Origin of the sequence: Rhizobium sp. AN80A, from assembly GCF_030053015.1 — a bacterium.
Lineage (GTDB): Bacteria > Pseudomonadota > Alphaproteobacteria > Rhizobiales > Rhizobiaceae > Rhizobium > Rhizobium metallidurans.
This window is the reverse complement of record NZ_JASJPX010000001.1, coordinates 742,039-768,005: the sequence shown is the minus strand read 5'-3', so window position 1 is coordinate 768,005 and position 25,967 is coordinate 742,039. Positions and strand designations below refer to the sequence as shown.

Below are 25,967 nucleotides of genomic sequence, written 5' to 3'. Positions count from 1 at the left end.
TCAGTTCCTCAGCACCCTGGCGGCATTGGGCTCTATCGCGATGCCGACCCTGTCGCCCTCCGCGTACCGCGCCGCCTGCAGCGGCTTGTTCTGCTCGCGCAGCGCGAACAGGGTTTCGTTGTCGGCGAGGCGAACGTGGTAATGCGTATCCGTGCCGAAATAGACGATCGTCTCCAGCGTGCCCGTCATCTGGCAGCGTGCATGATCGGTCGGTGTGCAAAGGGCGGCGTGTTCGGGTCGCAACACCAGGGTGACCTCTCCATCCTCGCCTAGATTGCTGGGCATTGTCGCCGAAATGCGGCCGGCAGCGGCGGTGTCCACCTCCGCGATCCCTGAATTCACCGCGTGAATGCGGCCCTTCAGGAAATTCGTCTCGCCGATGAAGTCGGCCACGAAACGGTCGGTCGGCGCATCGTAGATCTCGCGCGGATTGCCGACCTGCAGGATCTTTCCCGCCGACATCACGGCGATGCGATCCGACATGGTCAGCGCTTCTTCCTGGTCGTGGGTGACGAAGATGAAGGTGATCCCGGTTTCGGCTTGCAGGCGCTTCAGCTCAATCTGCATATCCTTGCGCAGCTTGTAGTCGAGCGCCGACAGAGGCTCGTCGAGCAGAAGCACCTTCGGCTGCGGTGCGAGCGCGCGGGCAAGCGCCACACGCTGCTGCTGGCCGCCGGAAATCTGGCTGGTGCGCCGGTTGGCGAGCGCTTCCATGCGTACCAGCTTCAACATCACCGCGACCCGGTCACGGACCTCCTGCTTCGGTCGGCCCAGCATGGTCAGGCCGAAGCCGATATTCTCGGCGACCGTCATGTGCGGGAAAAGCGCGTAGCTCTGGAAGACCGTGTTGATCGGCCGTTTGAACGGCGGCATCGCGGCGATGTTATCGCCGTTGAGCATGATCTCACCCGACGTCGGATACTCAAAGCCGGCGATCAGGCGCAGCAGCGTTGTCTTGCCGCATCCAGACGGCCCCAGAAGGGTGAAAAACTCGTTCTGTCGGATGGAAACCGATGCGTCGTCTACCGCGGAAAAGGCGTACTCACCAAAGCCGAATACCTTGGAAACACTGCGAATCTCAATCGCGTTCAATCCCGCCATATGCGGCCTACTCATGGTTGCTGATGGTGCTGTTCCCGCCTTTTCGGCTTTTGGCTAGGTGACCACACGCGTTCTGCGTTGACAACCAGATTTTACGCTTCCGGTAGAAAATATTTATCAGTCGGAAAAACTAATGTAGCCGCCGCAGATGGTCGTGACCGGCTTGATGGTATCGAGATCATCGGGCTCGATCGCCTCGATATCGCTGTCGAGAATGACGATGTCGGCCAAGTAACCCTGCCTGATCATGCCCTTGCGATCCTCCTTGAACTCGGCATAGGCGCCTTCCACGCAATAGGCGGCGAGCGCCTCCGGCAGCGAGAAGGACTGGTCGGGATCGCTGTCGCTCCACCGCTTGCGCGTGACGGCCGCCTTGAGGCCGACCAGTGGGTCAATCGGCGAAACCGGCCAATCTGAAGCGAAGCAGATATGAGCACCTGCGTCCTTCAACGTGCACCATGCATAGCTGACCGGCCAGCGGTCCCTGCCGATGCGTGATATGGTTGGCTCCAAGGGCAGGCCGGCGCAGCCGGGTGGATGAGGAGGCTGCATGGAAGCGATGACGCCGAGTTCGGCGAAGCGCTTGATATCATCAGGGTGCACCACTTCGATATGCTCGATGCGATGGCGGCTGTCGCGCGCACCGTTCTCTTCGCGCGCCGCCGCGTAGCCATCAAGCACTGCCCGGACGGCGCCGTCGCCGATCGCGTGAACGGCGATCTGCAGGCCTCGCCGATCGGCCTCCACTGCGACCGCGCGAAACGCTTCCGGCGTGAAGAGGCCCTCGCCACGGTCACCCGGCTTGTCTGCGTAGGGCTCGACCATCACGGCGGTGCCGCTTTCGATCACGCCATCGTAGAACAGCTTGACGAGGCCGGACGAGAGCCAGTCGCTCTTGTAGGTCGCCATCATGCTTGAGGCTTTCTCCAGCATGTCGAGCGACATGAAGTTCTTGAAATGGAAGGGGATCTGCACGCGGCAGGGAAGGTGGCCATCCTCTTTCTCGATCGCGGCGAGCAGCTGCAGCTGATAGAGATTGCCATCCATGTTCTGGACCGTAGTGATGCCGTGGCGGGCACAATAGGCAAGGCCGGTGCGCATCACGGCGATGTCCTGCGCCCACTGGGCGGCATCCGGATAGGGCTCGGGCTCACCGCCCGTAGACAAGCCCAGCCGATAACGATCGAAACCTCCGGCCGCCTGAAGCGGGCTGAAGGCTTCCATCTCCCTGAGTTCGCCGGTAGCCAGACCGTCGGCGCCTACCACAACCTCGTTTCCGGGTCCGAGATTGGCGCCGTGAAGAATGCCGACCAACTCGAGTGCCGCGGTATTCGCCCAGGCCGTGTGATGATCGGGTGCGAAGAGGACAAGCGGCTGAGCCGGCAGGATAGCATCCAGGTGCTGGCGGGTCAGCGGCTCTGCCTCGCCGAGAATGTTGTAGTCGGCGCCCTGCGCGAAAAGCACCTTCTGCGCTTGGCGGCCCTGCGCGTAGTTTTCGATGGCGTCGGTTAGCGCGACCATCCCTGTCACGCCCTTCAGCTGCAGATGATCCAGCTCGGCCGCGCCGGAAAACAGGTGCATGTGATTTTCCGAGAAGCCTGGCAGAACCGTGTTCCCGCGCGCGTCGATGATGCGCGTGTCGGGGTCGCGATGTGCTTCGATCTCCTCGTTCGTGCCGACGGCGATGATCTTTCCATCGCCGAGTGCTACCGCCTGGGCGCGCGAATGTTCCGGATCGAGGGTGAGAGTGCGGGCGTTGATTACGATGATGTCGGCCGTCGATGTCATGGGATGCTCGCTGCTGAAGGAATACATGCGAGCTAAGCCGATGCCGGGATCGAATTCAACCGGCTTTCGCGCGGAACCGATTTGCGGACCGCGGCTAGTCTCGATGGAAATTAGCGCTGGCGATATCGATAACCGAGATGTTAAATTCCGCGCGAACTTATGCGATGGATTCATGGATGAAGCGCGATGAACTCGGAGATCTTGCCGCCTTTCTGATGGTGGCTGAAGAGCGGAGCTTTACGCGCGCGGCGGCACAGCTCGGGACATCGCAATCCTCCCTCAGCCACACGGTTCGCCGCCTCGAGGAGCGGATGGGTGTGCGCCTGCTGACGAGGACGACGCGAAACGTTTCGCCGACGGAAGCGGGCGAGCAGCTCGTCGAAACTTTGCGGCCCGCCTTCAATGATATTCGCGGCCGGATCGACGCCTTGAGCGCGATGCGGCAGAAGCCTGCCGGTACGATCCGCATCACGTCGAGCCGGCATGCCGCGGAGACCATTCTCATGCCGGTCGCAAAGCGGCTGATGGCGGAGTATCCCGACATCAGCATCGAGATTTCGATCGAGCAGAGGCTGATCGATCTGGTGGCCGAACGCTACGACGCCGGCGTTCGGCTGGGGGAGCGGGTCGAGAAGGATATGGTCGCGGTCAAGATCGGACCGGAGTTGCGGATGGTGGTCGCCGGATCGCCAGACTATTTCAAGCGACATCCAAGGCCGGTGACGCCACATGACCTGACGCATCATACCTGCATCAACCTGCGGCTGCCCACGCTCGGCGGCCTCTATGCCTGGGAATTCGAGAAGGATGGGCGACCGCTCAACGTGCGCGTGGACGGGCAATTCATCTGCAACGACGTGCCGATGATCATCGACGCGGCGATCAGCGGCCTGGGGCTGACCTGCCTGCCGGATGATCACCTGGGTCCATTGGTTCAAGAGGGGAAGCTGACAGCGGTTCTGGAAGACTGGTCGACGCCATTTCCCGGCTATCATCTTTATTATCCGAGCCGCCGCCTTGCTTCGCCCGCTTTCGCGCTTCTGGTCGATGCCCTGCGCTATCGGTGACGACAGGACGCAAGCCGTTTATGAACCGCTCGCATAGCATCATGCGGAACGGCGCACCTAGTCCTCGGCAATTGCCTGGCCTATTTCGTCTCGTGAGACAACAGGTGAAACGCTCATAGGAGTGCGACGGTGGAGATTAAAAGAAGCGGCGCGCTGGCGTCGGCGAAGGGGCCGGATGACTATTTCACCGGTTCCGTGCGACTTGATGCGCGATTTAGCGGTAGCGGAAATCTGAGCGGCGCGACCGTCACCTTCGAGCCCGGCGCGCGCACCGCGTGGCATACGCATCCTCTCGGGCAGACCTTGATCGTGCTGTCGGGGCTCGGCTTGGCTCAGCGCGAGGGCGGAGCGATCGCGGAAATCCGCCCCGGCGATATCGTCTGGTTCGAGCCCGGCGAAAAGCATTGGCATGGCGCCGCGCCCAACTGCGCCATGAGCCATCTGGCGATCGCGGAAATGAAGGACGGGTCCGCTGTCACCTGGATGGAGAAGGTCACGGATCTGGAATACGAGGGTCGGGATGCGCCATGAAGCCTTACATCGTCTGCCACATGATCACCTCGCTCGACGGCGGTCTTCATCCGAGCCGCTGGACGGCCAGCCCGGATGGCAACCGGGCAATATGGTCGGCCGCCTATGAGGCCATACACAAGACGTTTGGCGCCGATGGCTGGCTGGTCGGCCGTGTCACGATGGCCGAAATGTCGAAGGCTGGTCCACATGCGCCAGCGGGACCATTTGACGTCGACCGCAAGGTGCATGTTGCCAGGCCCGATGCCAGGAGCTTTGCCATTGCTGTTGATCAGCACGGCAAGCTGCATTTCAACGGCGGTGATTTCGATGGCGACCATGTGATCGTCTTGCTCGGCAAGCAGGTTTCCGATCAGCATCTCGCGGAGCTCGTCGCCGACGGTGTGTCCTATATCGTCTCCGACGGCCAAGAGATGGATCTGGCCCGCTTGCTGGAAACTCTGGGACGCGAATTTAACATCCGCCGTCTGCTTCTGGAAGGCGGTGCCGGCGTCAACGGTTCGTTCTTCGCGGCCGGGCTGGTCGACGAGTTGAGCCTGCTCGTGGCGCCGGCCGTCGATGCGCGCAAGGGAAGCGACCGTGTCATCGAATACGAGCAGGATGGCCTGGCGGGAAAATGCGAACTCTCGCTACTCTCCTGCGACAAGCTGGATGACGGGCTTCTGCACCTGAAATACGCGGTCAAGGCGTCGAGCTAGCAGCTTTCAAGCAGAGCGTCGCGCCGAGCACGGCGCAACGTCTTGCTTGCAGCCGGGGATTATTTCAGCGCTTCGGCCATGAACGAGACGGCCCGGGCGGCGCCTTCAGCCGAAATCGTATGACCGAGCCCGGGAACGATGACCGTCTCCACGCTCATGCCAAGCGGCCGCAGGGCCGCTGCGGCGCGGGTCGTTTCAGCAGCCGGAATGACCGGATCGGCGCTTCCGTGCACCAGCAGCACGGGCGTCCCGACCGCTGGCGCAAGCGGAAGCGGCGAGGCGAGGCGGCCGGAGAAGCCGACGACGGCGCCGACTGGCCAGCGTCCCGACGCCACGGCGTCGAGCGCCATGATGGTGCCCTGCGAGAAGCCGACCAGAACGATCCGATCCAGCCGGTCGGCAAAGCCGTTCTCGTTGATGATCGCCGATATGGTTGCGTCAAAGGCCGGGCGCGCCTCCTTGATGCGCCCGCTTCTGTTCTCCTCGGTCACGCCGGCGACGCTGAACCACTGATAACCCGCGCCGAAGCTGGACGGGCTTGGCGCATTCGGCGACGCGAAGATGGCGCCGGGCACGGCGTTTTTCCAGAGATCGGCCAAGGGCGCGAGATCGGCGCCGCTCGAGCCGACGCCGTGGAGCATGATAACGAGCATAGGAGATGCGGTTGTCGACATGACTATTCCTCTCGGATCGCGAACGGAAGCAACGGACCGACGGGCACGATCCCTGTCGGGTTGAGCGCCTTGATCGAGTAGTAGCCGTGCTTGATGTGATCGATGCTGACCGTCTGGCGGACGCTTGGTATCGCAAGCATGTTGTCGACGTAACGCGTTAGGTTGGGATAATCCGCCAGCCGGCGCAGATTGCACTTGAAGAGCCCGTTATACGCCGCGTCGAAGCGCACCAGCGTTACGAAGAGCCGGACGTCGGCCTCTGTCAGTCGCGTGCCGAAGAGGAATGGTCGCTGCCCTTCGAGGCGTGCGTCCAGTTCGTCGAGCATCGCGAATACGTCGGCGAAGGCTTCCTCGTAGGCGACCTGTGTGGTCGCGAAGCCGGTGCGATAAACGCCGTTGTTGAGCCGTGGATAGATACGCTCGTTGAGAGCATCGATCTCGGCGCGCAGATCTTCGGGGTAGAGATCCAAAGCGCCATCGGCAAGTGCGCCGAAGCCGGAGTTGAGCATCCGCAGGATATCCGCCGACTCGTTGTTGACGATAGTGCGGCGTTCCTTGTCCCAGAGCACGGGAACGGTCGCACGACCAGTGTACTGCGGGTCGGCGCTGGTGTAGATCTCGTGCATGTAGGTGGCGCCGTTGAGCTCATCGCGATTGGCGCCCGGATAGTCGCCGAAGCGCCAACCCTGATCGGAAAGAGCCGGTTCGACGACCGAGACCGAAATCACATCTTCCAGCTTCTTCAGCGCGCGACCGATCAGCGTACGCGAGGCCCAGGGGCAGATCAGCGCGACATAGAGATGGTAGCGACCGGCCTCGGCCTTGAACCCGGCCTCGCCGGTAGGCCCGGCGCTGCCGTCGGGGGTGATCCAATTGCGGAAGCCCGAAATTTGCCGGACGAAGCCGCCCTTGGCGTCGGTCGCCTGCACGGGATGCCAATCGGCGGTCCACTTTCCATCCACGAGCATGGCTGAACTCCTGATCTGTTCTTGCGCGTTGTCGGATGGAGATATGGCCCAGTTCCAGACTGATGATTATCCGGTCACGAAGATAATATTTCCTTCCGAAATGGAAACAATCATGTCCAGTCCTTGTCCCACACCGGTTGGCCACGAAAGGCGTTCGCCAGGAAGTCGACGAGCACTCTGACTTTCGGCGCCAGATGCCGGGCAGGCGGATAGACGGCGTAAAGGCCGCGCGGTTCATCCTCGAAGTCAGACAACAGAGGAAGCAGCGCGTTGAGACGAAGCCGCGCGCCCGCAACGAAACTCGGTACGCGCGCGATGCCCAGTCCCGCTTCGGCCGCCGCGACGCAAGCCTCGGCGTTCGAGAACTGTATGCGTCCGCGAACCTCCGCCACCAGCGACCGCGATCCGGCCTTGTCGCGGAACCGCCAGCTCAGCGGATCGCGGAAATTGGTGTCGATGATGCAGTCATGAGCCGCCAGGTCCGCCGGCGTCACAGGCACACCACGGCGGTCGAGATAGGACGAGGCGGCGACCAGCACGATGCGCGCGGGGCAAAGCTTGCGCGCGATCAGGCTGCTATCGTCGGGTCGCCCGATGCGCACGGCGGCATCAAATCCTTCGTCGACGAGATTGACCGTCCGATCGGAGAAGCTGACGTCGAGATTGATGTCGGGGAAAGCCGTCGCGAATTGACTGAGCACGGGGGTGAGTTGCGTCGTGCCGAAGGTGATCGGCGCGGTGATCCGCAGCCGGCCGGATGGCGCGCGCGAGGCATTGCGTACCGATGCATCGAGCGCGTCGAATTCTTCGAGAAGCGATTTGACGCGTTCGTAATAGGCGCGTCCGGCCTCCGAAAGAGACAGCGCGCGCGTCGTTCGCATGATCAGTTGCACGCCGAGGCTTGCCTCGAGCCGCGAGACCAGCTTCGAAGCCTGGCCGCTGCTGGTGCCGAGACGGATTGCGGCGGCGGCGAAGCTTCCCGTATCAATGACGGCAACGAACATCCGGTCGCATTCGAGACGATCCAAGTAGTTGTCCCCCTACCAACTCGCCGTAACGGTCATCCAATGTTGACTGCCTGACATGTGGCTGCCGAGGCAAAGAATAACGGCGGCGCATGGCGCCGCCGGAAGACGTTGTCAGCCGAAGACCTTGAAGCGATCGCTGTCGTCCATGAACGCCTTTTCGCCGAAAGCGGCGGAGTTGGCGCCGAACGGCATCTGGGCGCGCAGCTTCCACGAGGCCGGAATGTTCCATTCGGCCGCGATCTCGGCGTCGGCCAGCGGGTTGTAATGCTGCAGGCTGGCGCCGATGTCGGATGCGGCGAGCGCCGACCAGACGGCGAATTGCGTCATGCCGCTCGACTGTTCCGACCAGACTGGGAAGTTGTCGGCATAAAGCGCGAACTTTTCCTGCAGGCCCTTCACGACGTCCTGGTCCTCGAAGAAGAGAACGGTGCCGGCGCCGGCGGCGAAGCTGTTGATGCGCTTTTCGGTCGATTCAAATGCGTCGGCAGGGACGATCTTGCGCAGTGCGTCCATCACGAAGCCCCAGAGCTTGTCGCTCTCCGCGCCGTAGAGAACCAGAACACGCGAGCTCTGCGAATTGAAGGAAGACGGCGTGTGCTTGACGGCTTCCTGGATGAGCTTGGTGGCTTCGTCCTGGGAGATCGGCAGGGTCTTGCCGAGCGCATATTGGCTGCGGCGCTTCTTGATGGATTCAATCAGTGTATTGGTCATGTGGGGCACTATCCTCTTATGTGGATGCGGCCGCCCTACCGCTGGGAGGAGCAGTGAAACGCGGCCGACAAGAAGGGATAGTCCATACGGGCGACGATGCATATTGCGTTGCACCAAGCGCTGAAGATTTTTTTGGCTACGGTTTCCACGGCATTTCGTCGCGCGCCAGTCGCTCCAACTCCTTTTCGTCCCGCACGCCGAATTCGAACCAGTCGATCAGCGCTTTGGCGGTCGCCTGGCCACGGTCGCTGGTCACGTCGCAAGTCTGTTCCGTGCACCATTGTCTCAGAACACGATCCAACATCTCCATTGCTTCCGATGTCAGCGCTTCTTTCGGCCAGTCCGTCTTCGTCATCATACCCGCCCTCGTTTCGCACCACCGTAACGCGTATTGGATGCCGCGCTATGACCGCCGAAGCACAGTCGCTCAAAATCGTCTATGATCGTCCGCTATCGACCATGACGTTGAAATATTGGAACGCCACAACCGCGCCCGCGTTTACCCGTATCGGAGGTATTGCGTTATGGACCCGAAACGATGGAGCCGGCCGATCTACTTCCAGGCGAGCAGATACGGCGAATTTCGAACAGTGACGAATACGAGCGAAGCCGCGACGGCGCTGAATACGGCGTGGCCGATTTCGCGCGGGCGCAGTCTGAAGACGGCCAAGCGCACCTGCCAACAGGTTCTGAGCGGCAAGAGACCACCTTCGGAGGCGCGAAATGCGTTCATCGCGGCCGCTGTCGAGGCCAATGTCTACGTGAAAGAGCGATAGCCAGAACGGACACAGCGTCGTCAATTCCTGGTCCCGTGGCTTGAGACTAAAAATCAGGAAAATCTTATTTAGATATGGCGCAAGGATAGAATTTTAACGATGCATTCAATCCGATCTGAACGAGCACATGCCACTGTGGGTTTCGTAATCTCGAGTGGGACAATCATGCTGACGCTGCAGAACGCCATTCTCGAAATGATCGCCAAGGGCGAGCCGGTGAGCGCCGTCGTGCATGAACTGTGCACGCGCGTGGAGGCTGCGATCCCATGGACCGTGTGTTCTGTGCTGACGGTCAAGGACGGGCGCATGCATCCGCTCGCAGGGCCATCGCTGCCTCCCGCCTATTCGCAAGCCATCGACAACATGGCCATCGGCCCGCTCGCCGGCTCCTGTGGAACGGCGGCCTATCATGGCGTGCCTGTCACGGTGACAGACATCGAAAACGATGCTCGGTGGCAGGACTTCAAAGCCATGGTGATGCCTCTCGGCTTCAAGGCCTGCTGGTCGACGCCGATCATGAGTGGCGACCGGGTTCTCGCGACCTTTGCCTTCTATTTTCGCGAACGACGCGGCCCGAGCCAGCTGGAGCGCGATATCGTGGACGCATGCGTCCATCTTTGCGCGATCGCGCTGGAGAGAAACGAACGCGCACTCGAGCGTGAGGCGCTCACCTATACCGACGCCTTGACGGGTCTGCCCAACAGGGCACGGTTCAACGAGGTTCTCAAGCAACAGCACCGGTCCGCCGATCGGAGCTGGGGCATGCTGCTTGTCGACGTCGATAATCTGAAACTGGTGAACGATACATTCGGTCATGGGGCGGGTGACGCGCTCATTCAGGTCGTGGCGCGCCGGATGGCCGCCACCATGCCCACCGAAACGACCTTCCGATTGGGTGGCGACGAGTTCGCGGTCATTCTGCATGACGGCCCGGAACCCGACCTCGCCGCGAAGGCCGAGGACATCTTGCGGGAGATCAAGAGACCGGCCCAATGCGATAGCCACGTCATCTTTCCGGCCGCCACCGTCGGCGGTGCGATTGCCGCGATCGACGACACGCCCGATCAGGTCCGGCACAATGCGGATGTGGCGCTCTATCACGGCAAGGAGCGCAATCGTGGCCAGTATTCAGCCTATCATGCCGGGCTGGGCACCGCCCTGACGCGGCGCTTCCGCGCCATTCGCGATGTCAGTGTGGCGCTGGCGCAAAACCGCATCGATGCCCACTACCAGCCTATCCTGCGCCTCGACACGCGCGAGGTCGTTGGCTTTGAGGCACTCTGCCGGATGACCACGTATACAGGCGATGTCGTCTCGGCCGCGAACTTCCACGACGCGACGCTGGATGCCCAGGTCGCGTCAGAGTTGACCGAGCGCATGCTTTCGCGCGTGGCCGCCGATGTCCGCCGCTGGCTCGATATGGGCCTGCCGTTCCAGCATGTCGGCATCAACCTGTCGGCGGCGGATTTTCACGCCGGGGACCTGCAGGAGCGGCTGTACAGCGCCTTCGCGGCGTCAGGTGTACCTTTGAAGCACGTCATCATCGAAGTGACCGAATCGGTCTATCTCGGCCAGGGCGATCATGTCGTGGCAAGCGAGATAAAGGCCATGCGCTCGAAGGGGCTACGTGTGGCGCTCGACGATTTCGGCACCGGCTTCGCCTCCCTGACGCATCTGCTGACCGTGCCTGTCGATATCATCAAGATCGACAAGTCCTTTGTCGATCGCCTGGTGCCCGGCGATGCGGGCGCCGTGATCATCGAGGGCCTGATGGGGATCGCCGAGAAGCTTGGCATCCGTGTCGTCGCCGAAGGAATTGAAACGGAGATGCAGGCCGAACACCTGCGCGCGCTCGGGTGCATGCTCGGGCAGGGCTATCTGTTCCACAAGGCGGTCGACCGCCACTCGGCCGCCTGGCTGTTGCAGGAGTTCGGCCAGTGTCTGGCGCCTGAGGAGCAGGCGATGTCACGTCAGGCGTAAAGACTGAGATCAGGCCGCAAGCCTGAGATCCTGCCCGTGGAAATCCGCGAGTGTCACCACGACGTCGTCGATTTCGCTTTCCGTCCGCGCCGTATCCCAGCCGAGCGCTTGAGCCGCAACCCTTGCCATGTCCTGCAGGCCCGCCATCGTCAACGCGCCCTCGATCGCAATCGTTGTCCGGCGAAGAACGATATCGGAGAGGTGGACGACGAATTCCCGCCGGGCGATCCAGTCGATCTCCAGCAGGCTGTAATGCCCGGCATCGGAAAGCCGGTCGCTGTCGCGATAGGGTGACGTTGCAGCGTGATCGAGGATTTCGGATGCCGTGGTGCCGTATCGCGACAGCAGCGTTTCGGCGCGCGTGACATCGATGCCGCTCTTTCGCGCCGCTGCCTCTATCCATACTCGACGCTGAGCGGGATCGGCTGGAAACTGCCGGCCGCCGCCGATTGCCAGTTGCTGGGTCGACTGGCGACGCTGACGCTGCAGGCGCTTCAGCACGAGATCGGCGACCTCCTCGGAGAAGCCACGGAACGTCGTCCACTTTCCCCCGACCAGCGAAACGACGGGGAAAGGACGCTCCGCCGTCGCTTCCATCACCGGTGCCGAGTGGTCGCGGCTGATGAGGCCCGGAGAGGAGGCATCGGAGGCCGGCAGCGGACGGATGCCGCTATAGGTGTAGACCACCTGATCGCGGCTTAAGCGCAGCGAAGGGAGAAGGGAGCGCACACTCTCGAGGAAATACTGGATTTCCGGCTCCTCGCAGCGCACCGTCTCGGGATCGTTCGCCGGTATGTCGGTCGATCCGACCATTGCGAGACCGAGATAGTCGTAGACCAGGCAGATGCGGCCGTCATCGGCCTCGAAGTAGATCATGTGCCCGTTAAGGCTTTTCACCAGTTCCGGATGATCGAGCAGGATATGCGAGCCCTTGGTACCGCCGATCAGCTTCGAGGGCGCGTCGAGCGATGCGTTGGCGTGATCGATCCATGGTCCGGCGGCGTTGATGACCAGCTTCGGGCGAACGGAAAACGTCTCGCCATTCGCGCGCCTGAAGGTGAGAACGCCGTTTTCCGACGAGATCAGCGTCGTGAAGTTGGTCGCCAACGCATTGTCGTTGGCCTGAAGCCCGTCCGCCACGAGTTCGTAGACCAGGCGTTCCGGGCGGCTGATCTTGGCGTCGTAGTAGATGCCACCCGCGACGATGGCGGGCGTGACATGCGGCATCTCCTTCAGCGCCTTCTTCTTGAACAGAAAGCGATGGTTCGGCATCACCCGGTTGCGGGCGCCGAAGAAGTCGTACATACGCAGGCCGATCTTCACGAGAACGGCACCACGGCTGCGCGGTGCCGTGGTCGAGCCCGTCAGCGTCCTCAGCGCCGCCCAGATGCCGCGCGTCCAGGAGAACACGGGAATGAAGGTCGGGAGCGGCTCGACGCAATGCGGGGCGTTGCGCAGCAGTAGATTGCGCTCCAGTGTCGATTGCGCGACCAGCCCGAACTCGCCGGTTTCCAGATATTTCAATCCGCCATGGATCAGGCGTGACGGCGCTGAACTCGTGCCGGAGCCGAAATCCGCCTTGTCGACGATCAGGCAGTCGACACCCTGCACGCAAAGGTCGCGGAACGTTCCCGCACCGTTGATACCCGCGCCGAGGATGACGACGTCAATGTCCTTGATCGCGCCGAGGTCTTGGAAACGAAGCGTGTTGGCGGCGGAAATATCGATCATCTGAAATCGTCCTGCTGAATGTCGTCTGCGAACCGTGCCCGGCGGGCGCGGTTCATATCTCAAGCCGATGCCTTGTCCGCCGTGAGCTTGCCGATCTTCGGCCAGATCGGCGCCATCGCGTCGGCGACCTCTCGGAAAAGATCATAGCGTTCCTGGTATGCGGCACTTCGCGCCGCATCGGGATAGCAACGGTGCGCGATGGCCGCCGTATCGCGTGGATCATGTCGAGGGCTTGCATAGAGGCCAGCACCCGCGCCGGCGCAAAGGGCGGCACCCCAGGCGGCCGCTTCGTCGGTTTCCGTGACCGTTGCCGGCATGCCGAGAATGTCGGCGAACATCTGCACGACGCGCTTGTTGCGCGAGATGCCGCCGGCAAGCCTCGCCTCACTGAAGGTGAAGCCATCCCGCAAGGCGTCGACATGAATGCGGTGGTTGAAGGCGATGCCCTCGAGCACGGCGCGCAGCATGTCGCCGCGATTGTGCCAGCCGCCGAGGCCGAAGAAGCCGGCGCTGGCGGCCGCCCCATAGGGTGAGCCGAAGAGATAGGGGTGAAAGAGCGCGGTCAGCGGACGCTCGAAGGCGGCCTCGATCTCCGGCGCGAGCAGCGCGTGAACCGAACCGCCGGATGCCTCGACCCTCTGGCGTTCGCTGGCGCAGAGCGTGTCGAGAAACCAGTCGTAGTTGGCCGTCGATGCCGGCGAAATCGACATGTTGTTCCACTGGCCCGGTTCGATGGCGTTGCGGCAGAACCAGCGGCGGTCCATCCGCGGATGAGGCGACAGCGTCTCGTTGATGGAGTAGGTGCCGGCGATGACGGCGACGACGTCATCGGCATAGCCGCCGGAACCGAGCGCGGAGGCGGTGACGTCGTGCAGGCCGGCAACGACGGGTGTTCCGACGGCCAGGCCGGTACGCTCCGCCGTTTGCGCGGTCACGTAGCCGATGATCTCGTCCGAGCGGGAAATCGGCGGCAGGGCCGACGCCATCTCCTCGATGTCGAACAATCTCAGGGCATCGAGATCGTAGTCCTGCGTCCTAACATTGGTGAACGAGGTGCTCGCCTCGGTGCGATCCGTGCCGATCACGCCACTCAGGCAAAAGCGTAGCCAGTCCTTGCACGACAGGATATGGCCGATCTCTCTGTAGCGCGCCGGCTCGTGCTTTTTGATCCAGGCGAGCAGTGCGGATGGTGCCGAGACATGTGGGACCTGCCCGGTCAGTTCAAGCGCCTCGTCGGCGAGCGGACTGGCAAGCCAGGCCTCGACGATATCGACCGAACGGCTGTCGAGCGACAGAAGCGCCCGGCCGAGAGGGGCATTGGTCTTGTCGGTCAGATAGATGCCGTCGCCATGCGCGGTGGCCGCGATCGCGGCGATGTCGCCGGCGGGACGTCCGCTGAGTTCGATGGCCTCGCGGATGGCGTCGGCCGTCTGTGTCCAGAGTTCGTTCATGTCGCGCTCGACATGGCGCGCATGCGGCATGAACTGGGTCACGCGGCGGCGGGCAACCGCGATCGGCGTTCCGTCGACGTCGAAGATCACGGCCTTGGTGACGGTGAGGCCGCTGTCTATTCCAAGCAGACTTGGCATTCAGGCTTACTCCGGCTGATGTGGTCGCGGACGCGCCTTGTCCTCCCGCGCGATGATCACGTTGATGTCTCGTGATCGCATGCGGTCGATATGGACGGCGGGCGTCTTGTCGTCGACGATGATGACGTCGAATTCGCTGAGGGCGGCGAAGCGATGCAGGGCGCGCCGCTCGAATTTCGTGTGGTCGGCCAGAAGGACGCGTTTGGCGGCGCAGTCGAACATGGCGCGTTTCGTGTCGACCATTTCCGGCGACTGGTGAAACACCAGATCGTCCGTGATCGCAGACATGGAAATAAAGACGACGTCGGCACGCAGACGGTGGATCTCGTTGACGGTGGTGCGGCCGACGAAGGCGTTGCACCAGTTATAATACTGCCCGCCGAGCGCCAGCAATGTCAGGTCCTGCATGCCCTTCAACGCGTTGATCAGCGTCAGCGAATTGGTGATGGCGGTGATCGGAACCTTCGCGGGAAGGTGATCGGCCATGGGCAGCACGGTGGTGGAATCGTCGAAGAAAATGGCCTGGCCCGGCTCGACGAACTGCATGGCCGCCGCGGCGATCATGTTCTTCTCCACCGACTGGCGGCCAGAGCGATAGACGTCGCTGGATCCGATTAGGCTGGAAGCGGCGGCGGTAACGATGCCGCGCGTCTTGCGAAACAGTCCGCGGCTTACGAGGTCGTCCACGTCACGATGGGCGGTCATCAGGCTGATGCCGAAGCGGTCGGTCAGATCCTCAATCCGCATCTGTCCTTCCGCCATGACGGCCTCGGCGATCATTTGCCGGCGCACCAGCTGGCGCGTCTGGCGGCTGTCGCTCGGGAGTTCGTCGATGGGGAGCGCGCCTGCGCCTATCTTCTGTGTCACGATGGCCTCTGCGCTCGAACGACGGATATGCGCGTTGTATCGCGAAGATACGCAACTGTGGAGGAAAAAGGGGGCGCCTCGGCGAGGCGTCCCCTTGCTGTCTTACTGCTCGAGAACGAAGGGAGCCGTGTACTTGTCGACATTGTCCTTGGTGATCAGCAGGCAATCGAAGAGCTGCTTTTCGCTCTTGGCGCCGGTGCTGCCGGTCTTGATGACGTTGTCGGCCTGCTTGACGGCTTCTTCCGAGAAGACGGCGACCGGCTGGAGGACGGTGTACTGCAGTTCGCCGGCCTTGATCGCGGCAACCGCGTCGGGCGAACCATCGAAACCGCCGACCTTGACGTTTGCCAGCTTGCCGGCCTGCTTCAGAGCTGCGATCGCACCGAGAGCCATTTCGTCGTTGCCGGAGATGACGCCGATGATGTCAGGATTTGCCTGCAGCATCGACTGCATCTTGTTATGGCCTTGCGTACGGTCCCAGTTGGCGACTTCCTTCGCGGACTTCACCAGATCGGGATACTGGGTCAGGACCGACTCGTAGCCGTTGGAGCGGGTGGCGGCGTTGTTGTCGGACGGAGAGCCGAAGAGCTCGGCATATTTGCCCTTGTCGCCGACAGCTTCGACCCACTGCTGCGCGCCGAGGGCCGCGCCCTGGGCATTGTTGGAAACGAGCTGCGCCTTGGCGAGGCCTTCCTGGTTGATCTCGGCGTTGACGAGGATAACCGGAATGCCCGCAGCAACGGCCTTCTTGACGGCGCCGACGGAGCCATCGGCGTTTGCCGGGTCGAGGATGATGGCAACCGACTTGTTGGTGATCGCGGTGTCGATCAGGTTGCTTTCGGTGTTGGTGTCACCCTTGTGCGCGCCGACGGTTGCGGTGTAGCCGAGCTTTTCAGCGGTCGCCTTGGCGACGTTGCCTTCGGTGAGCCAGTAGGGGTTGGACGGGTCGTTGACGATGATCGTCATCAGGCCCTCTGCCCATGCGGAGCTTACGAAGATCGGCGCTACGGTAACTGCCGCCAGAAGAACGCGCATGCCCTTTTTAAACATAGTCTCTCTCCCATTGATGAGTTCGTGTGGTGCCGGCTTCCCGGCGGTGCTTTCCGCGTCGTTGCGGAGAAGGTCTTGAGCGTGCGTCAGGAAGATTTGACCCGACGCCCGTATTGGATGCTGTTCATGAGAACGGCGAGAACGATGACCGCGCCGGTGAAGACCGTCTGCCAATAGGCCGACACGCCGATGATCACGAGGCCGTCGGACAGGAAGCCGATGACGAAGGCGCCGAGCATGGTGCCGCGTACGGTCCCCCGTCCGCCGGTGAGCGCGGCGCCGCCGATGACCACGGCCGCGATAGCCGTCAGTTCATAGGTGGTGCCGGCGGTCGGACCGGCGGACGTCAGCTGGGAGGAAAGGACCAGGCCGGCAACGGCCGCGCAGACGCCGGAGAACACGTAGACCAGGATCTTGACGCGCTTGACGGGTACGCCCGAGAGTTCGGCGGCGCGTTCGTTGCCGCCGGAAGCATAGAGCCAGCGGCCGAAAGCGGTCTTGCTGAGCACGATGGCGCAGATGATGGCGATGGTCGCGAGCACCAGAACACCGATCGGAATGCCGCCGAGGCTGTTGAAACCGAGCCAGTCGAAGCCGGTGTTGCCGAGTTCGGGGCGGCCGCCGAGACTGTTGTAGGTCAGGCCGTTCGTCATCAGGAGCGCGATGCCGCGGGCAACGTAGAGAACGCCGAGCGATGCGACGAAGGCGGGCACCTTGAGATAGGCGATCAGCACGCCGTTGACGGCGCCGACCAGCGCGCCCATCGCGCAGGTGATCACGACCACGGCCCAGACCGGCGGATAGAGGATGACGCCGAAGGAGGAGAGCGTAACGCCCTGCATCAGGAAGCCCGCGATACAACCGGCGAGGCCCAGCGTCGAGCCGACCGAAAGGTCGATGCCGCCGTTCAGGATGACGAGCAGCATGCCGATCGCCAGAATCCCGAAGATCGCCACGTGCGAGGCCATGACCAGGAAGTTGTTGAGGCTGAAATAATAAGGCGACAGGAAGGAGAAGACCGCGATGATGACGATCAGCGCGAAGAACGCGCGACCTTCCAAGAGCAGGCGTACGATATTGAAATCCCGCCGTGGCCCGTTCGAAACTGTCTTTTTGTCGTTTGCTTCAGTGACTGACATAATCAGTGCTCCATAATTCCGGGCTAGTGCGCGACCACTGCTTCGCCAGAGGCGGCCATGATCTTTTCCTTGGTGACGTCAGAGCTGAACTCGGCGGAAATCTTGCCGCGATGCATGACGATGATGCGATGTGCGATGCTGAGGCATTCGGCGACTTCCGAGGTGGAGTAGATCACCGCCAGCCCCTGCTTGGCGCGTTCGGCGAGAAGCTTGAACACCTCGGCCTTGGCGCCGATGTCGATGCCTCGGCTCGGCTCGTCGAGCAGGATGACCTTCGGATGCGTCGCCAGCATCTTGCCGATAACGACCTTCTGCTGGTTGCCGCCGGAGAGCGAGCCGATGGCAGCCGCGCCGCCGTCGGTCTTGATGTGAACCTTGCGGATCGAATCCGTCACCAGCTCGCGCTCGCGGCCACCCGACGTGAAGAGCCCCTTGGTGAAGGCGCCGATGCTGGCAAGCGACAGGTTGGAGCCGACGGTCATCGTCTGCACCAGGCCGTCCCGCTGGCGATCCTCGGGAACAAGGCCGAGGCCGCTTGCGATGCGGTTGGCGATGCTGAGGCCGGCCACGTCGCGGCCTTCGAGAAGGATGTGGCCGCCGCTTGCGTGCAGCCGACCGGCGACGCATTCGAGCAGCTCGGTGCGGCCGGCGCCCATGAGTCCGTAGATGCAGACGATCTCGCCGGCGCGCACGTCCAGCGACAACCGGTCGACCGCGTTGTAGGCGGCGCCGGAGGGGCCAGGAACCGTGAGTTCCTTGATCGAGAGGGCGACCTTGCCCATCTCGTAGCCGGTCGGCGGGCTGCCGAGGTCGAAGTTCTCACCCACCATGTTGCGGACGATCCATTCGAGATCGATGTCCTTGCGCTCGGCATAGGCGGTCATGGTGCCATCACGCAGGACGACGGCGTGGTTGGTGATCTGCAATGCTTCTTCGAGGTGGTGCGAGATGTAGACGATCGATACGCCGCGGCTGGTCAGATCACGGATGACCTTGAACAGCACTTCCACTTCGGTGGCGCTCAGCGCAGACGTCGGCTCGTCCATGATCAGGATACGCGAATTGACGGACAGCGCGCGGGCGATTTCGACGATCTGCTGCTGGCCGAGGCGGAGATCCTCGACGGGGGTGAGCGGATCGATATCCTCTTCCAGCTCCTCGAGCAGGGCGCGGGTCTGGCGCTCTTCCTCGGCGAAATCGACGGTTCCGCCGGTGATGATCTCGCGGCCCATGAAGATGTTGTCGCGGACGCTGAGATTGGGCGCGAGGCTGAGTTCCTGGTGGATGATCGAGATTCCGCATTCGCGTGCATGCGTCGAGGACACGAAGTTGACGGTCTGTCCGTCCAGCACGATCTCGCCCGACGTCGGGCGCACGACGCCCGACAGGATCTTCATCAGCGTCGACTTGCCGGCACCGTTCTCGCCGAACAGCGTGGTGACCTGGCCGCGATGAATGTCGAAGTTCACGCCCTTGAGCGCTTGCACGCTGCCATAGGTCTTGGCAACGTTGCGGGCGCTGAGCACGACCTCACCGATCTCGCCTTTGATCTGGCGTTGGCTTGCCTGGCTCATTTGACTTCAACCTTGACGGGGGTGACGAGCCAGTTCTTCGGGTTGATGAGCTTGAACACGCCGGTGACGGTGACCGTCTTGCCGGTCAGCTGCGTGGGGTCGATATTGCCCAGCACCGCCTTCTTCATCTCGTTGTTGATTGCCGAACCGGCATCCTGATACTCGATCTGATTGGTGAACTGGCCGAATTCGATCGTGCCCGTGGCATCGCGAAGATCGGTGCCGTTGATCGCCGGTCCGGTCTGCATGCGAATGACGATTTCGGGCGGCAGTCCATCGACCTGTACCGCGTTGATATTGCCCTTGCGCTCGCCGACGACGCCGGAGAAGGACACCGGCAGAACCGGGCCGGTGGTCGTCGCGATGCCATACTTCTCGCCCGCCGCCTTCTTGTCGGCGATGACCGCGGGTGCAAGCTCGGCCGCCGCGACGGCGCGCTTCTCGACATCGGCCGCGATCTTCGGAAACTGCTCCACACCATAGGTGTCGGAGGAGAAAACCTGTTGGCGTACGTCGCTTTCGGAACCGATGTTGACGACCTTCGTGTCCAGCGCGATCGCGCCGACGACAACCACGACCGCCGCTATGCCGACCGCGATTTTCAGTTTGCCGCTCTTCGGCTGGGAAGCCGCGTAGTCCGTTTCTATGCTCATTTTCTGACAACCTTCGGCGCGGGGCCGGATTTCCTGTTGAGGGAAAGAAGAAGGGATGAGGGGATTATCGACGTCGCGACCGGTCAGTCAGGCGAAAATCGGGAAGGTCGCCGGCGAAGTCGCCAAGCGTCGATGGGGCGCCGGAGCCGGAGTGCTGGCGTGACGCCAAGCCATGTCTGGAAACAGAAATTCGCACCGTCGTGATCCTCCTCAATAACCCGGCGCTTGTTTCTCCTCCAACCGCCGGGCGTGTCACGCAGATACCGTATTAGCCGTGAGCTATGGTATCGCCGTGTTATCAATGGCAGTAAACATGTTATAAAGATCTCCCCTTGTCAATCGACCATTCGGCTGCGTTTTCGATTTCGGACCATGCTGGCGGCCGCTGCGCGTGATCGGGTCTGCCCCTGACGCGGGTGGCTGCACGACAACGTTTTGTAATTCATCGCATTCCGGGTGCGCGCCTGATCAATCAGGGTAGTTGATCGCAAGTTATTGATAATAATGTTTTATTTTGATTTCGCGACGTCGTGTGCGTTGGCGCCGTATGGCGTCCTCGCCTCGGTCGCATAACGGCACCCAATTTGGCGTTTTGCCGATCGGGTCAATTTGATGAGTTACATTATAGCTGAAAAAAATTGCGACGACAGAAAAAAAATTCATTTGCGGTGATAAGTTTGTGTTATATTCTACATGAGACGAAAATTCGGTGATTGCCGGTTTCCGGTTGCTGCCCAAGGCGAGGTCTTTCAGTCTGATCTTGCGAGGAGCAGTCGCAATGCGACGTATTTGCCTGAACGGCGGCGCTAGGCGCGGGTCCGCGGCGGTCGTCTGGGAGGAGTGACCATGAGTGGGATGAGGATGCCGTATCCAGCGGCATGGATTATCGTGGGCGGCGAGGCTTTCGATGTCTGAACGTGGACAGATCATTATCGGCATCGATGCCGGGACGTCGGTGATCAAGGCGGTCGCCTTCGAGCTCTCCGGGCGCCAGATCGCGTCCGCTTCGGCGCGTAATCAGTATCATATGGGCGATGACGGTTCGGCGACTCAATCATTGGCGCAAACCTGGGCCGACTGTGTGACGGCGATGCGTGGCCTCGGCGAGAAAGTACCCGGTCTTGCGGAGCGCACGGCTGCGATTTCCGTGACGGGACAGGGCGACGGCACATGGCTGGTCGGCGCCGGCAACCAGCCGGTTGGCGATGCCTGGCTATGGCTCGACGCGCGCGCAGCCCCCACCGTGACGCGGCTTAGCGCGGGAGCCGGCAATCGCGCGCGTTTCGAAGCGACCGGGACCGGCCTCAACACCTGCCAGCAGGGCGCTCAGATCGCGCATATGGATCGCAATCAGCCCGAACTTCTCGATCACGCTGAAGTCGCGCTTCATTGCAAGGACTGGCTCTATCTCAATCTCACGGGCGTCCGCGCCACCGATCCATCGGAAGCGAGTTTCACCTTCGGCAATTTCCGCACGCGGCGATATGACGATACGGCGATCGATGCCCTCGGGCTGTCGCGCCGCCGGTCGCTGCTGCCGGAGATCATCGACGGTACAGAGGTCACCCATCCGCTCTCCGCCGACGCGGCGCGGGCCTGTGGTCTTCTTGCCGGTACACCTGTCAGCCTGGGTTATGTCGATATGGTCATGACCGCGCTCGGCGCCGGCGTGCGCAGCGCGGGTCAGAACGCGGCCTGTTCGACCGTCGGTTCCACCGGCGTCCATATGCGCGCGAAGGCGGTGGCCGACGTGCAGCTCAATGCGGAGGGAACGGGGTATGTGATCGCCTTGCCGATGCCCGGCATCGTCACCCAGGTGCAGACCAACATGAGCGCCACCATCAACATCGACTGGCTGCTGCAGATGGCCGGATCTCTGATGGCGGAGGGCGGCAAGACCGTGTCTCATGCCGATCTGATCGCCCGCATCGACAGCTGGTTCGCCGAGAGCCGTCCAGGCTCGGTACTTTATCATCCCTATATCTCCGATGCCGGCGAGCGCGGCCCCTTCGTCAACGCCGCTGCGCGTGCCGGCTTCACGGGCCTTTCCATGCGTCACGGCTTTCCTGATCTGTTGCGCGCCGTCGTCGAGGGTCTCGGCATGGCGACGCGCGATTGCTACGCGGCGATGGGCGACATGCCCGAAGAGCTCCGGATCACCGGCGGCGCGGCGCGTTCGCGCGCGCTTCGCGGTTGCCTGTCGGCGGCGGTCAATGCGCCGGTCAGGGTATCGCGGCGCGAGGAGGCGGGCGCCGCCGGCGTCGCAATGATGGCGGCGGTCGCGATCGGCGCCTATCGCAACATGGACGATTGCATCGCCGAATGGGTGACGCCGCTGCTCGGCGAGGCCGAAGCGCCCGACAGCGAGCAGGCCGAGCGATCTCGAGCGCCTGTTCAAGGCCTACGTAATGGTGCGCCAGGCGGTTGCGCCTGCCTGGGATCAACTGGTCGCCACGCAATAAACGGAAACGCCGCGCTGGGCCGCGACGTATGCGCGGTCGCGCTGACTGAATTTGTTGATGCAAAGAGCATCCGAAGGAGCATGTTGATGACTGAGTCCGGAATGGTGGATCTGTTCGTGATCGGTGGCGGGATCAATGGCGCCGGCATCGCGCGCGACGCGGCGGGCCGTGGCCTTAAGGTCGTTCTGTGCGAGAAGGACGACCTGGCGCAGGGAACGTCGTCGCGCTCGGGCAAGCTGGTGCATGGCGGCCTGCGTTACCTGGAATATTACGAATTCCGGCTGGTGCGCGAGGCGCTCATCGAGCGCGAAGTGCTGCTCAACGCCGCGCCTCACATCATCTGGCCGATGCGCTTCGTGCTGCCGCATTCGCCGCAGGATCGCCCTGCCTGGCTCGTTCGCCTCGGCCTCTTCCTCTATGATCACCTCGGCGGCCGCAAGAAGCTTCCGGGCACTCGCACGCTCGATCTGCGCCGCGACCCCGAGGGCACGCCGATCCTCGATCAATACACCCGCGGCTTCGAATATTCCGACTGCTGGGTCGACGATGCGCGCCTCGTCGTGCTCAACGCGGTCGATGCCGCCGAGCGCGGCGCCGAGGTTCTGACCCGCACGGCCGCCGTCTCCGCCCGGCGTGAAAACGGCGGCTGGAGCATCACCACCAAGAACAGCGTCACCGGCGAAACCCGCAATTTCCGCGCCCGCTGTATCGCCAACGCAGCCGGCCCCTGGGTGTCCGACGTCATCGGCCGTGTGGCCGGCGCCAACAGCAGCCGCAATGTCCGGCTGGTCAAGGGTAGCCATATCATCGTGCCGAAGTTCTGGGCGGGCTCCAACGCCTATCTGGTGCAGAACCACGACAAGCGCGTGATTTTCATCAACCCCTATGAGGGCGACAAGGCTTTGATCGGGACGACCGACATCTCCTACGAAGGCCGGGCCGAGGACGTCGCGGCGGATGAAACGGAAATCGAATACCTGCTCACGGCCGTCAACCGCTACTTCAAGGAGAAGCTCCGCCGGCAGGATGTGCTGCACAGCTTCTCCGGCGTGCGGCCGTTGTTCGACGACGGCAAGGGCAATCCGTCGGCGGTGACGCGCGATTACGTCTTCGATCTCGAAGAGACCGGCAACGCGCCGCTGCTGAACGTGTTCGGTGGAAAGATTACCACCTTCCGCGAACTCGCCGAGCGCGGCATGCAGCGGCTGAAGCATATCTTCCCGCAAATGTCCGACAATTGGACGGAGCACGCGGCACTTCCGGGCGGCGACATGCCGAAGGCCGATTACGAGACCTTCTTCAATGGACTGAAGGAAGCCTACCCCTGGATGTCGCGCACGCTCGCCGGTCACTATGGCCGTCTTTACGGCACCCGCACCCGCAAGATCGTCGGCGATGCAAAAGGCGTCGAAGGCCTCGGCCGTCACTTCGGCGGCCATCTCTACGAGGCTGAGGTTCGCTATCTCGTCTCAAGCGAATGGGCGCTGACCCCTGAGGACGTGCTGAAGCGGCGCACGAAGCACTATCTGCACCTGACCGAGGCCGAGCAGACCGCCTTTGCCGACTGGTTCGCCGGCGCGAACTTCGTTGCGGCCGCCTGAGGACACCGATCATGGCATTGACCCTTTCCTTGAACACCAATCCGCTCGTCAATCGCTTCGCCGAGCCGGATGACCTGATCGAAACCGTGGCACGGGATCTGCGCATTCGCGACCTGCAACTCACCCACGAGTTCATCAATCCAAGCTGGCAGGCGCCCGTCATTCGCAGGCTGACCCGCAACATGTCGGCGGCGCTCCAGCGCACAGGCGTGCGGGTCACGTCGGGGATGACCGGCCCTTACGGCCGGCTCAACCACTTCGGCCACCCCGATGCCGACGTTCGCCGCTATTATGTCGACTGGTTCAAGACCTTCGCCGATATCACCGCCGATCTCGGTGGGACGTCCGTCGGAACGCAGTTCGCGATCTTCACCTACAAGGACTTCGACGATCCCGCGCGCCGCGAGGAGCTGATCAAGATCGCCATCGATTGCTGGGCCGAGGTTGCCGATCACGCGAAGTCGGCGGGGCTCTCCTATGTCTTCTGGGAGCCGATGAGCATTGGCCGCGAGTTTGGCGAGACGATCGCCGAATGCATGAAGCTGCAGGACCGCCTGACCGCCGCCAACATGGCCGTGCCGATGTGGATGATGGCCGATATCGACCATGGTGACGTGACCTCGAGCAACGCCGATGATTACGAACCCTATGCCTGGGCGCGCGCCGTACCCAAGGTCTCGCCTATCATCCACATCAAGCAGAGCCTGATGGACAAGGGTGGGCATCGTCCCTTCACGGCCGAATTCAACGCCAGGGGGCGCATCCAGCCACCGGAGTTGCTCAAGGCATTTGCCGAGGGTGGGGCGAGGGATAACGAGATCTGCCTCGAACTGTCCTTCAAGGAGCGCGAGCCGAACGACCGTCAGGTGATCTCGCAGATCGCCGAAAGCGTCGCGTTCTGGGCGCCCCACATCGACACCGGCATCGCCGACCTGCATATCTGAACGAGAGGCGAATCAAAAACAGAGGCGGGATATCCGCCTGGCCAAATCGGGAGAGACTGTCGATGAACGATCCTGAAGAATCGCTCGCGGTGCGAGCCGCTTGGCTTCACTACGCCGGCGGCTTGACTCAGTCCGAGGTGGCCAAACGCCTTGGGCTGCCTTCGGTGAAAACGCACCGCCTGATCGCCCGGGCGGTCGCCGAAGGCGTCGTCAAGATCAGCATCGAAGGCGATATCATCGAGTGCGTGGCATTGGAGAACAGCCTCTCCGAGCGCTTCGGTCTGCAATATTGCGAGGTGACGCCGTATGTCGGCGAAGACGAGTCGATCTTTCGCACACTTGGCCTTGCCGGCTCGAACTTCCTGAAGCGCGAGATCGAGCGCGGCGACAATTCCGTGATCGGGCTCGGCCATGGTCGCACGCTGTCGACGGCAGTCCATCTCCTACCGCGCGTCTCGGCCCGCGACCTGCGCTTCGTCTCGTTGCTTGGCGGCCTTACGCGCAATTATGCGGCCAACCCCTACGACGTCATGCACCGCATCGCCGAAAAGACCGGCATGCCGGCCTACGTAATGCCAGTGCCCTTCTTCGCCAACACCGCGGAGGATCGCGAGGTGCTTTTGGCCCAGCGCGGCGTCAAGGAGGTGATGGATCTCGCCAATACCGCCACGCTGAAGCTCGTCGGTCTCGGCACGGTCGATACGCATGCGCAGCTGGTGCAATCGGGGATGATCGAGGCGCGCGAGATCAAGGAAGTGGCGGCTGCCGGCGGCGTCGGCGAAATCCTCGGCTACTTCTTCGATTCCAACGGCCGCATCCTCGAGACGGCATTGACCGAGCGCACACTTTCGGCCGCCTTGCCGCAACCGAGAACCGAGCGGCTAGTGGCGCTCGCCGGTGGGGTGGGGAAGGTGGAGGCGATCCGCGCCGTGCTTCGCAGCGGTAGCCTGCATGGCCTGATTACCGACGAAAACACCGCCGAGGCGCTTCCTGCAGTAGCGCCGCGACAGATTGAAGACGAGATGGAATAGGATT

At 62.4% G+C, this 25,967-nt stretch carries 22 protein-coding genes; 8 read left to right on the top strand and 14 right to left on the bottom strand.

The genetic code is table 11. The annotated features are described in order from the left end of the window. Both P3R82_RS03600 and P3R82_RS03595 read right to left on the bottom strand, forming a co-directional pair. A complete protein-coding gene (locus P3R82_RS03600) occupies nt 1–1,101 on the bottom strand; it encodes an ABC transporter ATP-binding protein (RefSeq protein WP_283193029.1) in 1,101 nt (366 codons plus the stop codon). Between the two features lie 117 nt (nt 1,102–1,218). Continuing rightward, complete coding sequence (locus tag P3R82_RS03595; RefSeq protein ID WP_283193028.1) at nt 1,219–2,889, bottom strand: amidohydrolase; 1,671 nt, start codon at nt 2,887–2,889, stop codon at nt 1,219–1,221. 176 nt (nt 2,890–3,065) lie between these two features. Between P3R82_RS03595 and P3R82_RS03590 the strand changes: the two genes are divergently transcribed. The 3 genes from P3R82_RS03590 (at nt 3,066) to P3R82_RS03580 (ending at nt 5,185) form a co-directional block, all read left to right on the top strand. Then, nucleotides 3,066–3,956 (top strand): LysR family transcriptional regulator, encoded by an 891-nt coding sequence (locus P3R82_RS03590; protein WP_283193027.1) that lies wholly within the window; start codon nt 3,066–3,068, stop codon nt 3,954–3,956. A 129-nt stretch (nt 3,957–4,085) separates the two neighbouring features. Continuing rightward, entirely contained in the window at nt 4,086–4,487 is a 402-nt protein-coding gene (locus P3R82_RS03585; protein ID WP_283193026.1) for a cupin domain-containing protein, read from the top strand. Next, on the top strand, nt 4,484–5,185 hold the full coding sequence (locus P3R82_RS03580) for a RibD family protein (RefSeq protein WP_283193025.1): 702 nt from the start codon (nt 4,484–4,486) through the stop codon (nt 5,183–5,185). Before P3R82_RS03585 ends, P3R82_RS03580 begins: the two co-directional genes overlap by 4 nt. Nucleotides 5,186–5,244: 59 nt before the next feature. On the opposite strand, the gene P3R82_RS03575 is transcribed toward P3R82_RS03580, so the two are convergent. The 5 genes from P3R82_RS03575 to P3R82_RS03555 all read right to left on the bottom strand — a co-directional run bounded on the left by P3R82_RS03575 (nt 5,245) and on the right by P3R82_RS03555 (nt 8,924). Continuing rightward, nucleotides 5,245–5,859: a dienelactone hydrolase family protein gene (locus P3R82_RS03575; protein WP_283193024.1), complete on the bottom strand. Its 615-nt coding sequence runs from the start codon at nt 5,857–5,859 to the stop codon at nt 5,245–5,247. A gap of 2 nt (nt 5,860–5,861) precedes the next feature. Further along, complete coding sequence (locus P3R82_RS03570) at nt 5,862–6,827, bottom strand: glutathione S-transferase family protein (protein WP_283193023.1); 966 nt, start codon at nt 6,825–6,827, stop codon at nt 5,862–5,864. 110 nt (nt 6,828–6,937) lie between these two features. Continuing rightward, nucleotides 6,938–7,855 carry a LysR family transcriptional regulator gene (locus P3R82_RS03565; protein WP_283193022.1) on the bottom strand — a complete coding sequence of 306 codons (918 nt, stop codon included), beginning with the start codon at nt 7,853–7,855 and terminating at the stop codon, nt 6,938–6,940. Between the two features lie 111 nt (nt 7,856–7,966). Beyond that, entirely contained in the window at nt 7,967–8,566 is a 600-nt protein-coding gene (locus P3R82_RS03560; RefSeq protein ID WP_283193021.1) for a nitroreductase family protein, read from the bottom strand. 136 nt (nt 8,567–8,702) lie between these two features. Then, entirely contained in the window at nt 8,703–8,924 is a 222-nt protein-coding gene (locus tag P3R82_RS03555; RefSeq protein ID WP_283193020.1) for a hypothetical protein, read from the bottom strand. Nucleotides 8,925–9,090: 166 nt separating this feature from the next. On the opposite strand from P3R82_RS03555, the gene P3R82_RS03550 reads away from it, so the two are divergent. Continuing rightward, nucleotides 9,091–9,342, top strand: coding sequence for a DUF982 domain-containing protein (locus tag P3R82_RS03550; RefSeq protein WP_183898330.1), 252 nt, complete (start codon nt 9,091–9,093; stop codon nt 9,340–9,342). A 162-nt stretch (nt 9,343–9,504) separates the two neighbouring features. Further along, nucleotides 9,505–11,322, top strand: a complete 1,818-nt coding sequence (locus P3R82_RS03545) for an EAL domain-containing protein (RefSeq protein WP_283193503.1) — start codon at nt 9,505–9,507, stop codon at nt 11,320–11,322. Nucleotides 11,323–11,331: 9 nt separating this feature from the next. Here P3R82_RS03545 and P3R82_RS03540 read toward each other — a convergent pair whose 3' ends face one another. From P3R82_RS03540 to P3R82_RS03510, 7 genes are all read right to left on the bottom strand, one after another. After that, nucleotides 11,332–13,053, bottom strand: a complete 1,722-nt coding sequence (locus P3R82_RS03540; RefSeq protein ID WP_283193019.1) for a glycerol-3-phosphate dehydrogenase/oxidase — start codon at nt 13,051–13,053, stop codon at nt 11,332–11,334. Nucleotides 13,054–13,112: 59 nt separating this feature from the next. After that, nucleotides 13,113–14,642, bottom strand: a complete 1,530-nt coding sequence (locus tag P3R82_RS03535) for an FGGY-family carbohydrate kinase (RefSeq protein ID WP_283193018.1) — start codon at nt 14,640–14,642, stop codon at nt 13,113–13,115. Nucleotides 14,643–14,648: 6 nt separating this feature from the next. Further along, on the bottom strand, nt 14,649–15,509 hold the full coding sequence (locus P3R82_RS03530; protein WP_283193017.1) for a DeoR/GlpR family DNA-binding transcription regulator: 861 nt from the start codon (nt 15,507–15,509) through the stop codon (nt 14,649–14,651). Between the two features lie 102 nt (nt 15,510–15,611). Beyond that, nucleotides 15,612–16,559, bottom strand: a complete 948-nt coding sequence (locus tag P3R82_RS03525; protein WP_183898326.1) for a D-ribose ABC transporter substrate-binding protein — start codon at nt 16,557–16,559, stop codon at nt 15,612–15,614. An 86-nt stretch (nt 16,560–16,645) separates the two neighbouring features. Beyond that, nucleotides 16,646–17,698 carry an ABC transporter permease gene (locus tag P3R82_RS03520; RefSeq protein ID WP_183898325.1) on the bottom strand — a complete coding sequence of 351 codons (1,053 nt, stop codon included), beginning with the start codon at nt 17,696–17,698 and terminating at the stop codon, nt 16,646–16,648. Nucleotides 17,699–17,721: 23 nt separating this feature from the next. Continuing rightward, nucleotides 17,722–19,272, bottom strand: a complete 1,551-nt coding sequence (locus tag P3R82_RS03515; RefSeq protein ID WP_283193016.1) for a sugar ABC transporter ATP-binding protein — start codon at nt 19,270–19,272, stop codon at nt 17,722–17,724. Next, entirely contained in the window at nt 19,269–19,925 is a 657-nt protein-coding gene (locus P3R82_RS03510) for a DUF2291 domain-containing protein (RefSeq protein ID WP_283193015.1), read from the bottom strand. The genes P3R82_RS03515 and P3R82_RS03510 overlap by 4 nt, the downstream gene beginning before the upstream one ends. Before the next feature lie 907 nt (nt 19,926–20,832). Here P3R82_RS03510 and P3R82_RS30205 point away from each other — a divergent pair. From P3R82_RS30205 to P3R82_RS03490, 3 genes are all read left to right on the top strand, one after another. Beyond that, nucleotides 20,833–23,988, top strand: coding sequence for a glycerol-3-phosphate dehydrogenase (locus P3R82_RS30205; protein ID WP_349294029.1), 3,156 nt, complete (start codon nt 20,833–20,835; stop codon nt 23,986–23,988). Between the two features lie 11 nt (nt 23,989–23,999). After that, nucleotides 24,000–24,932: a TIM barrel protein gene (locus P3R82_RS03495; protein ID WP_283193014.1), complete on the top strand. Its 933-nt coding sequence runs from the start codon at nt 24,000–24,002 to the stop codon at nt 24,930–24,932. 62 nt (nt 24,933–24,994) lie between these two features. Next, nucleotides 24,995–25,963 (top strand): sugar-binding transcriptional regulator, encoded by a 969-nt coding sequence (locus tag P3R82_RS03490; RefSeq protein WP_283193013.1) that lies wholly within the window; start codon nt 24,995–24,997, stop codon nt 25,961–25,963. Nucleotides 25,964–25,967: the final 4 nt, after the last annotated feature.

What these genes read in the sequence shown, in the direction of transcription:
- P3R82_RS03560 (WP_283193021.1), bottom strand. Translation starts at nt 8,566, where the DNA reads ATGACCAATACACTGATTGAATCCATCAAGAAGCGCCGCAGCCAATAT.
- P3R82_RS03600 (WP_283193029.1), bottom strand. Translation starts at nt 1,101, where the DNA reads ATGGCGGGATTGAACGCGATTGAGATTCGCAGTGTTTCCAAGGTATTC.
- P3R82_RS03580 (WP_283193025.1), top strand. Translation starts at nt 4,484, where the DNA reads ATGAAGCCTTACATCGTCTGCCACATGATCACCTCGCTCGACGGCGGT.
- P3R82_RS30205 (WP_349294029.1), top strand. Translation starts at nt 20,833, where the DNA reads ATGTCTGAACGTGGACAGATCATTATCGGCATCGATGCCGGGACGTCG.
- P3R82_RS03540 (WP_283193019.1), bottom strand. Translation starts at nt 13,053, where the DNA reads ATGATCGATATTTCCGCCGCCAACACGCTTCGTTTCCAAGACCTCGGC.
- P3R82_RS03495 (WP_283193014.1), top strand. Translation starts at nt 24,000, where the DNA reads ATGGCATTGACCCTTTCCTTGAACACCAATCCGCTCGTCAATCGCTTC.
- P3R82_RS03570 (WP_283193023.1), bottom strand. Translation starts at nt 6,827, where the DNA reads ATGCTCGTGGATGGAAAGTGGACCGCCGATTGGCATCCCGTGCAGGCG.
- P3R82_RS03590 (WP_283193027.1), top strand. Translation starts at nt 3,066, where the DNA reads ATGAAGCGCGATGAACTCGGAGATCTTGCCGCCTTTCTGATGGTGGCT.
- P3R82_RS03515 (WP_283193016.1), bottom strand. Translation starts at nt 19,272, where the DNA reads ATGAGCCAGGCAAGCCAACGCCAGATCAAAGGCGAGATCGGTGAGGTC.
- P3R82_RS03555 (WP_283193020.1), bottom strand. Translation starts at nt 8,924, where the DNA reads ATGATGACGAAGACGGACTGGCCGAAAGAAGCGCTGACATCGGAAGCA.
- P3R82_RS03550 (WP_183898330.1), top strand. Translation starts at nt 9,091, where the DNA reads ATGGACCCGAAACGATGGAGCCGGCCGATCTACTTCCAGGCGAGCAGA.
- P3R82_RS03525 (WP_183898326.1), bottom strand. Translation starts at nt 16,559, where the DNA reads ATGTTTAAAAAGGGCATGCGCGTTCTTCTGGCGGCAGTTACCGTAGCG.
- P3R82_RS03575 (WP_283193024.1), bottom strand. Translation starts at nt 5,859, where the DNA reads ATGTCGACAACCGCATCTCCTATGCTCGTTATCATGCTCCACGGCGTC.
- P3R82_RS03520 (WP_183898325.1), bottom strand. Translation starts at nt 17,698, where the DNA reads ATGTCAGTCACTGAAGCAAACGACAAAAAGACAGTTTCGAACGGGCCA.
- P3R82_RS03535 (WP_283193018.1), bottom strand. Translation starts at nt 14,642, where the DNA reads ATGCCAAGTCTGCTTGGAATAGACAGCGGCCTCACCGTCACCAAGGCC.
- P3R82_RS03510 (WP_283193015.1), bottom strand. Translation starts at nt 19,925, where the DNA reads ATGAGCATAGAAACGGACTACGCGGCTTCCCAGCCGAAGAGCGGCAAA.
- P3R82_RS03595 (WP_283193028.1), bottom strand. Translation starts at nt 2,889, where the DNA reads ATGACATCGACGGCCGACATCATCGTAATCAACGCCCGCACTCTCACC.
- P3R82_RS03490 (WP_283193013.1), top strand. Translation starts at nt 24,995, where the DNA reads ATGAACGATCCTGAAGAATCGCTCGCGGTGCGAGCCGCTTGGCTTCAC.